The sequence below is a fragment of the Streptomyces griseus subsp. griseus genome (assembly GCF_003610995.1).
In the GTDB taxonomy this organism is placed as follows: Bacteria; Actinomycetota; Actinomycetes; order Streptomycetales; family Streptomycetaceae; genus Streptomyces.
In genome coordinates this window covers 6,594,925-6,607,138 of record NZ_CP032543.1, presented here as the reverse complement: position 1 = coordinate 6,607,138, position 12,214 = coordinate 6,594,925, and the positions used below count along the sequence as shown (strand labels likewise).

Here is a 12,214-nt window from a genome sequence, read left to right as displayed (position 1 = left end):
CGCCTCAGCCGCCCTTCGCGGGGACGATCTGGAGGTAGATCGCCGTGATGACCATGTTCACGAAGAACAGCAGCATGAAGGTGATGACGACGGACTGGTTGACCGCGTCACCGACCCCCTTGGGGCCGCCGCGCGGGTTCAAGCCCCGGTGGGCGGCGACGATGCCCGCGAGGAAGCCGAAGATGAGGGCCTTGAACTCGCTGACGTACAGGTCGGGCAGTTGGGCGAGGGCGGAGAAGCTGGCGAGATAGGCGCCCGGGGTGCCGTCCTGCATGATCACGTTGAAGAAGTAGCCGCCGAGCGTGCCGACCACCGAGATCAGGCCGTTGAGCAGGACGGCGACGAGCATGGTGGCCAGGACGCGGGGGACGACGAGGCGCTGGATGGGCGAGACGCCCATGACCTCCATCGCGTCGAGTTCCTCGCGGATCTTGCGGGAGCCGAGGTCGGCGCAGATCGCGGAGCCGGCGGCGCCGGAGATGAGCAGCGCCACGATGATGGGGCTGGCCTGCTGGATGACCGCGAGGACGCTGGCGCCGCCGGTGAAGGACTGCGCGCCGAGCTGCTGGGTGAGCGAGCCGACCTGGAGGGCGATGACCGCGCCGAACGGGATGGAGACGAGGGCGGCGGGCAGGATCGTGACGCTCGCGACGAACCAGAACTGCTCGATGAACTCGCGTAACTGGAAGGGTCTGCGGAAGATGGCACGCCCCACGGCGATGCCGAGCGCGAAGAGCTTCCCGGTCTCCCGGAGCGGGGCGAGCAGTCGGCTGGGGCGCCGCTGTTCGGGGGCCTCGGAGAGGACCGGTGGGGGCTTCTCGGGCGGCTCGGGCGGCCGCACCGGCAGCGGGACGGTCACGCTCTCGCACCCCCCGCGGCCGGGGCGTAGCTGTTGAGGATGGCCGTACGGGCGGCCTCCGGCAGCTGGCCCATCATCGCCATGACCCGCTCACGGCGGCGCAGCGCCCCTTGGCGTACGGGCATCCCGGGCGAGGGTTCCAGCTGCGGGACGACGGTCCGGGGGGCGGCGATCGTGGCTGTGGTGCCGAGAGAGTCGCTACGTTGCTGCTCGGCGGCGAGCGTGGCGGCGTCCTTCTCCTCGGACATCCCGATGGGGCCCTCACGGCGTCCGGCGAGGAACTGGGCGACGACCGGGGTGTCGCTGGTGAGGAGCACCTCGCGCGGCCCGAAGGTGACGAGGTTGCGGCAGAACAGCATCCCCATGTTGTCCGGGACGGTCGCCGCGATGTCGAGGTTGTGGGTGACGATCAGCATCGTCGCGTCGATCTGCGCGTTGAGGTCGATGAGGAGCTGCGAGAGGTACGCGGTGCGGACCGGGTCGAGTCCGGAGTCGGGTTCGTCGCAGAGGATGATCTGCGGGTCCAGGACGAGGGCGCGGGCGAGGCCGGCGCGTTTGCGCATGCCGCCGGATATCTCGCCCGGGAGCTTCCCCTCGGCGCCGAGCAGCCCGACGATGTCGATCCGCTCCATCACGATGCGGCGGATCTCGGATTCCTTCTTGCGGGTGTGCTCGCGCAAGGGGAAGGCGATGTTGTCGAAGAGGGACATGGAGCCGAAGAGGGCCCCGTCCTGGAACATGAGGCCGAACAGCTTCCGCGTCTCCATGATGTCGCGCTCGGAGCTGTTCACCATGTCGACGCCGTTGATGAGGACGCGTCCCTGTTCGGGCTTGAGCAGTCCGATGATCGATTTCAGGAACACGGTCTTCCCGGTGCCGGAAGGGCCGAGCATGACACTCACTTCACCGGCGGGCAGCGTGAGGCTGACGTCCTGCCAGATGTTCTGCTTGCCGAAGGACTTGGTCAGGCCCTCGACGACTACTTCGATTCCCATCGGCCCTCCTTCGAAGTGGTGGTGACCCAAGTCATCTGTCGGCGCTCCGGCTGTCGGAAGGAGAAGTAGGTGAGAGGAGGTGTTCGCGTGTGCCGGCCGTCCGGGGCCGGACGCGGTCACCGCTCGGGCTTCGGCACCTTCGGCGGGCAGTCCGGCCCGTCCGGGTTGGTCGCCACGCAGAGCGGGGCCTGCGTCATCTTGGTGTAGTTGTCGGCCTTCTTGCCGACGCTGGAGATGGCGGAGGTGAAGAGTGGGTCGAGGTCCTCGCCGACCCCGCACCCCTTGAACGGCGGGATATGCGCGTAGCCGGTCAGACTTCCGCCGTACGCCACGAGATAGCCGGCCGGTGGGTAGCTCTGGCCGTATCCCTTCAGGACCTGCTCGAAGGGCCGTTCGGTGCGGCAGTCCGGGCCCACGTCCAGCGGAACGCCGTTCACCTTGACGTCGTACAGGCGCATGGAGAGCTGGGCGGTGACCGTGGACTCCTCGGGGTAGGTCGGGGTGTTGGTGACCGTGTGGGTCTGGACGAGGGCCGGCGGTCCCACCTGTTCCAGCACCATCGTGGCGGTGGTCGGCATGAACCCGTAGCTGAGGAAGGTGGCCTTCGTCGGCGGGAGCTGCCGTTTGCCCTCGTAGGCGAACTCCACCTCGGAGGTGACGTCGACGGTCGAGGCGCAGGAGTCGTTGATGTAGCGCTTGTTGAGGACCACCTTCATGAACGCGGGCCCCAGCGCTGCCGCTCCGTCCAGCTTCACGGCGTTGGCGTATCCGGCGGCGTACGTCTCCGCGGTGGTCATCACCCACTCGGGCGGGATCTCGATCGGGCAGCTTCCGGGGTCCTCGTCGTCGAGGGCTTCGAGCCGCGCCTCGGTGAGGTCCTCGATCTTGCGGTGGGCGTCCGGGTCGAGTCCGGGGGCCGGGCGGGACGGCTCCCCCGGCTTCTCGGCCGGGTCCTCTCCGGGTGCCGGACCGTCCGGGCCGGGTGCGGGGACCGTCGGGCCGGCGCTGTCGCGGACGGTGATGCGGGCGAGCGGGCGCTGCTCGTCGTCGGCGGGCTCGCAGGCGACGGTGAGCTGCGGGGGCGAGGTCGCGGTGCCGTCCTGGGTGAAGGAGGCGAAGGTGAGGCTCAGCGCGGCCGGTGCGATGGTGGCGCGGCCGGGGGTGCCGAACGCGACGGTGGGTACGTCGCCGGTGGCGGCGAGCACCACGCCGTCCTCGCCCTCGCCTTCCGGCGGCAGGGTGACCGCCGGGGCTTCGAGCTGCTGCCACGAGGCGTCGGCGGTGTGTGCGCCGACGGTGTTGCGTACGGTCAGCTCGGCGACGGCCGACAGGGTGGCCGCCTCCAGCGCCGTGAACTGCGTGAGCGCCGACCGTTCCAGCGCCACCTCGACGGAGACGTCACCGGGGCGGATCTCCTCCCCCGTCCGGGCCGAGACGGGCAGCACCGCCTTGACCGCGACGTCCGCCTTCTCCGTGCCGGAGGGGAACTGGCACGTATAGGGGAGGGTGACCTCGGACGTCTGATCGGCCGCCACCGATTCGGCGCTCGGGATGAGCGCGGTGGCGACGACGAGTGCCCCGCCCACGGCCAGGTGGAGCGGTCGCCTCACCGCGGCGCGTGCATCGACGGTCATATGGATGGTGTCCTTCCGGCGCGCTCGGGCCCATCGGTTCGATGGCTGCGAAATGGGTCCACTTCTCGGCAACGGCCTTTCGGGCGGGCTCGGAATGATCCTCCTACCGACCGGTACGCTACGCACACCATCGGGCGCCTGGGAAGAGCCGGGAATTCCGCCGTTTCAGAGGATCGAGTTCTTTAGCAGCCGATGACAATTCCGCCCCTGCGGAGTTGTCGGCTGGTGAGTGAAAAGGAGCACAGGTGCCCGGCCGCCGAGGGCGCACGGCCGGGCACCACGCTCAGGTCCTGAGCATCGGGGGCGGTGGAGATCAGCCGCTGATGACCGGGGACTTGCCGGAGGCCGAGTTCACGATGGTGTAGAGGCCCTGGAAGCTGGCGGTGGTGCCGACGATGCCGCAGCCGCCGCCGACCTTGTTGGCGATGGTCAGCGTGAGCCCGCCGCCCGCCGTGTTCAGCGTGCCGTTGCTCCCGCCACTGCTCGGGTTGTTGTACTTGGCCGCCACCTTGCCGGTGACGTCGAAGGTGCACGGGCCCAGCACGCTGCTCCCGCTCACCTTCGCCTTGATGGCTCTGATCTCACCGGTCACCTGGCCGGTGGAGTTGGTGCCCGCGCCCGCCGCGTAGTCCAGGCCCCAGATCTGCCACGGAGGCGTGGTGGTCACGGTCCACGTGGAGCTGAACGGTCCGGTGCAGGGCGAGTTGAACGAGATCGCCGAGATGGACGCGAGCTGCGCCGGGGAGCCGGCCACCGGGGACGTGGGGGCCGAGCCCGACGCCGCCGAGGTCGTGCACTGGATCTTGTTGCCGTTGTTGTCGGTCAGGACGGTCACCCCGGCGCTGCCGGTGAAGGCGCCGGTCGGCGTGATGGTCCAGCTGGTCGGCGCGGCGACGGCCGACGGAACGGCCAGGGCGACGGATGCCACGGCGGCACCGATCGCGGTCAGTACACCGGATCGCTTGATCATGGAATTACTCCCTTTTCTTGTCCCGTTGGGGATACGAGTGGACGTGCTCCCGGGAATTCCGGGCGGCACGCTTCGAACTGGACCGGAGAAGGCACGGAAATCTTTCCGGTGCGCCTTCCGTCAGGAGCGGTCGGGCGGCTGTCGCACCACCTCCTTTGTCGGGTTCCGCACTGCCCTCGGTATAAGGGAGGGCGTCGGCCGCTACCGCTTGGCGGAGTGCCAGAATTCCGACAGCTTCCGGCCCTCGTCCGGCGCCAGGCCGGCCGGGTCGTAGGGGCTGCCGAAGTAGGTCGAGGTGTCGTTGAGCTTCACGCTGTTCTTCCCGGCGGCCGACGGCAGCCCGGTCTTGAGGTTCACCGCCCAGTCCAGGAGCCCGGCTCCGCAGCCGCTCGCGCCCGGAACGGCGAACGTGGCATCGCCCTGGTCGGCGCCGGCGAAGGTGTAGCGGCCCATCTCGCCCTCGTCGTCGCGGGTTCCGTCGGCCGCGAACCGCTGGAGCGAGAGGCTCGGCGCGTTCAGGTTCTGCGGCTTGAGCAGCACGGGGTTGGCGGTGGTGCCGATGTAGCACTTGTCGCCGAGGAACGGGTTCCTGAGGTGGATACGGACCGGGATGGTGAGGATGGGCTCACCGGCGGAGAAGGCCGCCACCATGTTGAAGTCCCGTGGAGCGCCGGCGGGTTCGATGGTGGCCGTGATCCGGTTGAGGCTGTTGTCCGTCAGCTGGCGGCAGATCGCGGAGACGAAGGGGACGGCGCTGGGGCACATCAGCCCGAGCAGCCCGCCGGGTACCTCGGCCTGATCGGCGGTGAGCGCCCCCTCCGGCGGCGCCACGAGGGTGGCGGTGCCGTTGCTGTGCTGGATGACACCGAGCTGGAGATCGCTGTTGCCGGTGGGGACCTTGCTCTTGCCGAGAGTGATGGAGCCGGTGACCGAACTCGACGAGATACAGGTGGCGATATTCGTGATGCCGTCCGCCGCGAGCATGGCGGGCGCGTCCACCGGACAGCGGTCGAACGGCGCCCAGTCGCCGTTGAGTTCGGCCGCCGCCGAGGCCGATCCGGTGGAGAGCACGGCGCTGAACGCGGTGAATGCCGCGAGCAGCCCTATGCGGGTGCGGTTGGAAACGGATCTCATGTCGTCCCCTCTTTCGGCCGCCGGGTTGCGGCCTCGTACGCGAAGTTGACCGGTTCTCCGGCGCGCCCGCACCACGACGCATTCGTCGGTGGTGACAGAGCCGCGGGGTGGACCCGGGGGAGGAAGAACTGAGCGTCAAATTTCGGGCAGATTTCATGTCCGAATTGAACGAAGCGTGATGTTACTCGCGGGAAACACAGCGACACAATCCGTCCGCCCAAGAATTTTTGTGCGGCCCTGTTTTTGATCCGTAAATGAGTAACCGGGGGTCACGCCCTTATCAAGGAATGCGCAACGGAGGCGCCGGAATACGGTCCGGCCGCCGGGGCCCGGCCTCCCGCGCCCACCAGGAACGGCCCTCGGCCGAAGCGGCAGCCCCCCCCCCCCCCCCCCCCCCCTGACGACCCATGTCAGGGCGCATGTCACGGCCCCTGCCGCAGCCGTTCTCACGGGACTCGTCACGGGACTTGTCACCGCCGGAGCATGCGGCCGAAATTCATTGTCCGAAAGCGCGCAGTACCGCCCGACCTGCGCGGAAGTCCCACCGCGCGGACACGATGCGTGCCCCCTGCACCCCGATCTTGTCCAAGTGGTGTGCAGTGCCTGTCCCTTGGTCTATCTTCGTCGCGGACTTGGTACGCACCTGTCGGTTCGTGGGAGCGCTTTCCCCCACCGTCTCACCCCACCACCGGGCGCCGAGAGCAGAGGGGACATGGCATGGCACACCTCATACAGCCGTTGGACACCGATGACCCCCTGGGGCCACTCCCCCAGGAATTCGCCGCGATCATGCGGCCCGAACTCCCCAGTCTCATCAAGGAAATCGGTGTGGAGGTGACCCGCGCCTATCCGGAATACGCCCGGCTGCTGGAGGGCCCCAACGGCCAGGCGATCCGGGTGGGCGTGGAGCAGAGCCTCGCCTCGTTCGTCGACCTGGTGGCCGAGCCCACCTCCCCCACCACGCTGCGGGACGACATGTGCCGGCGCTTCGGACGGTTCGAGGCCTACGAGGGCCGGACGATGGACACGCTCCAGGGCGCCTACCGGCTCGGCGCCCGGGTGGCGCTGCGGCGGGCCAAGAAGGTGGGGCAGAGCTACCACCTCTCCCCCACCCTGATGCTCAGCTTCGCCGACGCCCTCTTCGCCTACGTCGACGAGCTGGAGTCGCTCTCCCGCGAGGGCTTCCTGGAGGTCCAGTCGCAGTCCGGCGAGCAGAGCGAGGCGCTGCGCCGCCGCCTGCTCCACCTCATCCTCGCCGGGCGCCCCGCACCGCGCAGCGCCATCGCCGACCTGTGCGAGCAGACCGGCTGGATGCTGCCCGACGAGGTGACCCTGGTCGCCCTCCGCGCCCCGGCCGCGCTGGACCGGCTCAGCGCCGACCGGGACCTCCTCCTCGATCTCAGCGACCCGCAGCCGCACCTGCTCATCCCCGGCCCCTTGACCGACCCGCGAAGATCCATGCTGGAGCAGGCCCTGCCCGCCGGCCACGCGGCGATCGGGCTGACCGTGCCGACCGCCCTGGCCTGCGACTCGATCCGCTGGGCCCGCCGGGTGCTGGAGCTCGTCGACTCCGGCGTGATCGACGACGCCCCGCTGATCCGCTGCGAGGACCACCTCATCACCCTGTGGCTGCTCTCCGACCCCGCTCTGCTGGACCAGCTCGCCCACCGGGAGCTGGCCGCCGTGGCGGGGATCAGCACCACCCGCCGGGAGCGGCTGGTCGAGACGCTCCGGATCTGGCTGGACACCCGGGGCACGGCGGCCCAGATGGGCGAACTCCTCGATGTGCACCCGCAGACCGTGCGCTACCGCATGCGGAGCCTGGAGACCATCTTCGGTGATCAACTCGTCGACCCGGAAAGCCGTTTCGCGACGGAGGCCGTGCTGCGCGCGTTACGGCTGCGCACCCGCTCGGCCGGCACATCCCCCTGATCCGGATCAGGTCCGGCGCGAAAGGTCAACTTACCCGCGCGTAAGGCGAAATAGACGGTCAGTCCCAAACGGTTGCGACACGGAGACGTATCCGACGAGAAACGCGGAACCGCGTCCCGTAGACAGGGAGGAGCCTGCCGCTCATCCGGCGGCAGCACTCACACGTACCGCCTCCTGGCCAACCATCCGAGAGGGAACACCCCATGACCGCCTCGCACCTCCTCGTCCCCGTGCCGATCCCGGACCGGGTCGCCGCGCTGATCGGCTCGTGCATCCCGCCGCACATCCTGGAGACGGAGTTCGAGGCCGACTGCGCGGCCCGTGAGGTCCGCCGGTTCCGGGGCCCTCACCTGGGCATCGAGGACCAGGCCGACCGCGAGCAGGCCCTCGCCGAACTGGCCCGCGCCAACAAGGTCCTGGCCGCCCACCATCCCCGGCTGACGGTGGGCCCGGGGTCGTTCGCGTGACCCGGCGGCACCCGGGGCGAGCGCGCTCGTCGGCGCTCGGGGACGAGCCCGGGCGCAGGGCCCCCGATCTCGGTACCACCCCCGCGCTCCCTTACGGCTGAAAGGCGTTCTGGTGGGCTCGCGGCCCCGCCCCTAGCATCGGTGCCGTCGGGGTGCACGGGGGACGATGGAGGAGAGTATGGCCGGCGGACCGGAGAGGCCGGGGCGCCTGGAGAGGCTGCTCAACTGGATCGCGCAGAACTTCGAGTTGCTCCTGGCGGTGCTCGGCGCGGTCACCGTCGGCGTCATGGACCTGTTCGGTGACGCCCTGGGGGACGACGCGACGGCGGCGGCCACCGTTCTCGTGCTCGGCGCCATCGCGGCCGGCTCGCTCCGCCAGCGGGCCCGCGCCGATCACCTCGCCCACGCGGTCGAGGGCATCCAGCGGGCCTTCGAGGGCATGGAGATGGTCCGCACCCTCACGGGGAGCGAGATCGGCGCCGAGCTGCGCACGGCGCGGGAGCGCGGCGGCTCCTGGGAGTTCAAGGGCGGTACCGGCACCTACCTGCGGGCCGTGACACTGCCCGAATGCGTGGACCGGGCCCGCCGCAACCGCTCGAATTTCACGTTCTCGATCGAGGTCGTCGACCCGGCCGACGCCCGCGCCTGCGCCGCCTACGCGAGTTTCCGCCGCTTGTACGCGCGGCAACAGAATTCCTCCGCCCCGGAGACGTGGACCCCGGAGCGGACGAGCAACGAGTCGTACGCGACCGTCCTGGCGGCGGGCTGGCACCTCCAGCGCTTCCCCGGCATGACCGTGCACCTCTACCTGTCCTCGACGGCGCCGACGCTGCGCTTCGACGTCTCGCCATCCCGCCTGATCATCACCCAGGACGATCCCGCGCAACCCGGACTCCTGGTCACCGAGAACCATCCGCTGTACCGCTACTACGGCGTCGAGCTCCGGCAGAGCCGCAGCCAGGCCCGCGAGATCGAACTGAGCCAGGCCCGGGCCCTCGACAACGATCCGACCGCCGACCAGGCACGGGCCTTCTTCGAGAGCGTCGGCCTGGCGCTGCCCACGAGCTACTCCGACGGAGCGGTGCGGGAGATCGTGGACAAGGCCCTGCGCGCGGAGAATCCGTACCCGATCTGACTCGTCGCCGGCCACCGGCCGCACCGATCCGAGAGGCCAGGACGCGCCACGCCATGGAAGCCCCCCACGGTCCGGACATCGACTACGACGCTCTGCGGAGGCTGCTCGCCCCGGACCCCGGCCCAGGCCCATCGCCCGGCGCCGGGCCGTCACCGGCGGACCGTACCACCGCGGGCGACCTCGCCGTCTCCGTCCTGCGGGCGGTCGCCGAAGGACGCCGGAGCCTGTCCGCGGTCCGCCACCCCCTCGGCTTCCTGTGCCTGCCGGTCCTGAGGGACGGGGCCAGAGGGGTGTGCGTACATCTCTTCGGCGCCGGAAGCGAAGGGGGCGAGGGCGATGCGCCGCTCGTCCACGCCCACAGCTGGTCGCTCGTCAGCCTCGTCCTGTTCGGCCATGTGACGAACCACTCCGTGCGGGTCGTCGACGATCCCGTGGCGCCGACCCACCGCGTGTACGAGGTGCGCAGCGGCCCGGACGGCACGGACGAGGTGCGCGGTACCGCACGGTTCGTCCGCGGAGTACCGGACGGTTTCGGACACAGCACGGCCGGTGACGTCTATGTCGTCAGGCCCGGTGAGTTCCATGCGACGGTGGTGGCCGGCGGGCGTCCGGCGGCCACACTCGTGCTCGGCGAGACACAGCCCGGGAGCAAGGACATGTCCCTTGGACTCCTGTCCGGAGAAGACCACCGTTCGGTACGGGAGATCTGCGGCCGGGAGGAGACCGCCGTGGCGGTGCGGGCCGCTCTGAGGAGGATCGATGAAGCGGACGGCTGACGGGCACAGCGGGTACGCGGCCGAGCTGGCGGTCGCCTTGGCCGCGGCCGAGGAGGCGGGGAGGATGCTGCGCGACCGTTTCGGCGACGTGTGGCGGATCGGCGTCAAGGGCGAGGACGGCGACGTCGTCACCGAACTCGATCTGGCGGCGGAGCGGATCGTGCTCGACCGTCTCCGCGAGGGGTTCCCCGAGGACCGCGTCTGGTCGGAGGAGGCGGGGATCCTCGCGGGCACGGCGGACCGGACCTGGCTCGTCGACCCGCTCGACGGGAGCAACAACGTCGCTGTCGGGCTGCCCGTGTACGCGGTGGGGATCGGGCTGTGCGTGGAGGGTGCGCCCGTCCTCGGCGTGGTCCACGAGCCGCATACCGACGTGACCTGGCACGCGGTGCGGGGCGGCGGGGCGCACCGGCGTGGCGGAGGGCCCGACGGGGGTGCCGAGCGGCCGGCTCCGGCGGCCGGGGCGGTGACCGTCGCCGGGGCGCTCCTTCCCGACACCCCGGTGCCCGCCTCCGCACCGCGCCTCGTCGTGGCGTGGACGCAGGGGCACTCGGTGCGCAAGGACGACCCGGTCGCCTCGGCGCTGAGGATCGCGCTGGAACGGCGTACGCGGCGCGTCCTCGCTCTGTGGGCACCGCTGATCGGGTGGTCGATGCTGGCGCGCGGGACGATCGACGGCTTCGTGGGGTACTGCGCGGAAGCCGTGGACTTCCCGCCCGGCGCGCTGCTCGCGCGGGAGGCGGGGTGCGAGTTCCGTACGTTGGAGGGCGGCCCGTTCCGGATCGGCTTCACCGGCCCCGACACGACGCGCTGCTTCGTGGCGGGGCGCCCCGACGTCATCGACCGGCTGGTGGCGCTCACGCGGGAGGCGACGGGAGCCTCGTTGGTGTGAGGCCCTGGTGCCGCCGTGATCAGCTGGTCAGGGCGAGGGCGCCGGTTGCCGCCGCCGTGCCGGTGACCGCCAGGACGAGCCCGGTGCCCATGAAGCGGGCCAGGGGAATCCCGACCCCGGCGGTGCGGCAGCGTTCGAACCACAGCAGGGTGGCCAGTGAGGCCCAGGGAGTCACCAGGGCACCGACGTTGGTACCGATGAGGAGGGCGAGCAGCTGGTCCCGGTTGCCCTCCGGCACCGCGGACTCGCCCGCGAGGTAGACCGGCAGGTTGTTGAGCACGTTGGAGAGCCCGGCGCCGACCGCGGCGGAGCGGAAGAGGCCGGCCGCGTGCTCGCCCGCCCCCATCGCGTGCGTCAGCAGGCTGTGCAGGCCGTGGACGTTGACGGTCTCCACGACGAGGAACATGCCGGGCACCATGACCAGCAGACGCCAGGGTACGAGCGAGAGCCGCAGTTCGCCCGGTCGGCGGAGTGCGAAGGCGACGACCACGACGAGCGCGGCGGCGAGGGAGTTCACCCACAGCGGTACGGGAGCCACCAGGATGGCGACGAGGAAGCCCACGCAGGCCAGGGCACAGACGCGGAAGAGGACCGGATCCGACGGGCGTAACGCGGCGGTGGGCACGTAGCGGTCGGCACCGCGCCGTCCTCTCCTCCAGTACATCGCCCACAGGCACACCGCCGTCGCGGCGATGGCCGCCACCTGCGGTGCCCACATACGGGCCGCGAAGCCGCCGGCGGAGAGGCCGACGCGGTCGGCCGCGAGGAGGTTGGTCAGGTTGGAGACGGGCAGCAGCAGGCTGGCGGTGTTGGCAAGCCACACGGTCGTCATCGCGAGCGGCAGGGGCGCGATGCCCACGCGGGCGGCCATCGCCAGCATGACGGGGGTGAGCAGGACCGCCGTCGTGTCGAGGTTGAGAACGAGCGTGGTCGCCGAGGCGAGGAGCACACAGAGGCCGAACAGGCGTACGTAGCTGCCCCTGCCGATGCGCGAGATCCCCCGGCCAGCACGTCGAAGACCTGCGCGCGGCCCATGAGTTCGGCCATGACGATGACGGTGGCGAGGAAGACGAGCAGGGGTGCCGTCCGGCGGGCCACGTCGCCGGCCGCTTGAGCGGGCAGTGCGCCGGTCGCCAGCAGGATCAGGCCACACGCAAGCAGCGAACAGGCCAGCAGGTCCAGGGGGTGCAAGCGTCTGCGCGAGGATTCGAGTGTCGGCACCGCGCAAGGTTCGCACACCGGTACGGGTGTGAAGCAAGATTGCCCACGAGGCGCGCGGGGTGTGGCGGGCGGAAGGAGCCGGAACCGGCCGACGGGCTCAGCTTCGGCTCGCACATCCGCGCGAGAGGTGATCCCCGCAGTGCGCAGTCTCCCGCACCGTCCCGCCACTTCGCGTCAACTCCGCGCCATGGACGGGAAT

10 protein-coding genes and 1 pseudogene are annotated in these 12,214 nt (G+C 70.5%); 5 read left to right on the top strand and 6 right to left on the bottom strand.

Going from position 1 to position 12,214, the window contains the following annotated elements:
* Nucleotides 1–4: 4 nt before the first annotated feature.
* The 5 genes from D6270_RS29630 to D6270_RS29610 form a co-directional block, all read right to left on the bottom strand.
* Nucleotides 5–859, bottom strand: coding sequence for an MlaE family ABC transporter permease (locus D6270_RS29630; RefSeq protein WP_109162634.1), 855 nt, complete (start codon nucleotides 857–859; stop codon nucleotides 5–7).
* Nucleotides 856–1,854, bottom strand: coding sequence for an ABC transporter ATP-binding protein (locus D6270_RS29625; protein ID WP_109162635.1), 999 nt, complete (start codon nucleotides 1,852–1,854; stop codon nucleotides 856–858). Before D6270_RS29625 ends, D6270_RS29630 begins: the two co-directional genes overlap by 4 nt.
* Before the next feature lie 116 nt (nucleotides 1,855–1,970).
* Entirely contained in the window at nucleotides 1,971–3,488 is a 1,518-nt protein-coding gene (locus D6270_RS29620) for a DUF6801 domain-containing protein (protein ID WP_109162636.1), read from the bottom strand.
* Between the two features lie 313 nt (nucleotides 3,489–3,801).
* The gene (locus D6270_RS29615) at nucleotides 3,802–4,458 is read right to left on the bottom strand and encodes a hypothetical protein (RefSeq protein ID WP_109162637.1); all 657 of its coding nucleotides are present in this window, start codon (nucleotides 4,456–4,458) and stop codon (nucleotides 3,802–3,804) included.
* 201 nt (nucleotides 4,459–4,659) lie between these two features.
* Nucleotides 4,660–5,592: a hypothetical protein gene (locus D6270_RS29610; protein ID WP_109162638.1), complete on the bottom strand. Its 933-nt coding sequence runs from the start codon at nucleotides 5,590–5,592 to the stop codon at nucleotides 4,660–4,662.
* Between the two features lie 717 nt (nucleotides 5,593–6,309).
* Here D6270_RS29610 and D6270_RS29605 point away from each other — a divergent pair.
* The 5 genes from D6270_RS29605 (at nucleotide 6,310) to D6270_RS29585 (ending at nucleotide 10,794) form a co-directional block, all read left to right on the top strand.
* Nucleotides 6,310–7,524 carry a PucR-like N-terminal domain-containing protein gene (locus D6270_RS29605; RefSeq protein WP_109162639.1) on the top strand — a complete coding sequence of 405 codons (1,215 nt, stop codon included), beginning with the start codon at nucleotides 6,310–6,312 and terminating at the stop codon, nucleotides 7,522–7,524.
* A gap of 203 nt (nucleotides 7,525–7,727) precedes the next feature.
* Nucleotides 7,728–7,991 carry a hypothetical protein gene (locus D6270_RS29600; RefSeq protein WP_109162640.1) on the top strand — a complete coding sequence of 88 codons (264 nt, stop codon included), beginning with the start codon at nucleotides 7,728–7,730 and terminating at the stop codon, nucleotides 7,989–7,991.
* Between the two features lie 178 nt (nucleotides 7,992–8,169).
* Entirely contained in the window at nucleotides 8,170–9,126 is a 957-nt protein-coding gene (locus D6270_RS29595; RefSeq protein ID WP_109162641.1) for a hypothetical protein, read from the top strand.
* A 53-nt stretch (nucleotides 9,127–9,179) separates the two neighbouring features.
* On the top strand, nucleotides 9,180–9,902 hold the full coding sequence (locus D6270_RS29590; RefSeq protein ID WP_109162642.1) for a hypothetical protein: 723 nt from the start codon (nucleotides 9,180–9,182) through the stop codon (nucleotides 9,900–9,902).
* Nucleotides 9,886–10,794 carry an inositol monophosphatase family protein gene (locus D6270_RS29585; RefSeq protein ID WP_109162643.1) on the top strand — a complete coding sequence of 303 codons (909 nt, stop codon included), beginning with the start codon at nucleotides 9,886–9,888 and terminating at the stop codon, nucleotides 10,792–10,794. Before D6270_RS29590 ends, D6270_RS29585 begins: the two co-directional genes overlap by 17 nt.
* 19 nt (nucleotides 10,795–10,813) lie before the next feature.
* Here the strand turns inward: D6270_RS29585 and D6270_RS29580 are convergent.
* Nucleotides 10,814–11,976: pseudogene (locus D6270_RS29580) on the bottom strand (SLC13 family permease).
* Nucleotides 11,977–12,214 lie beyond the last annotated feature (238 nt).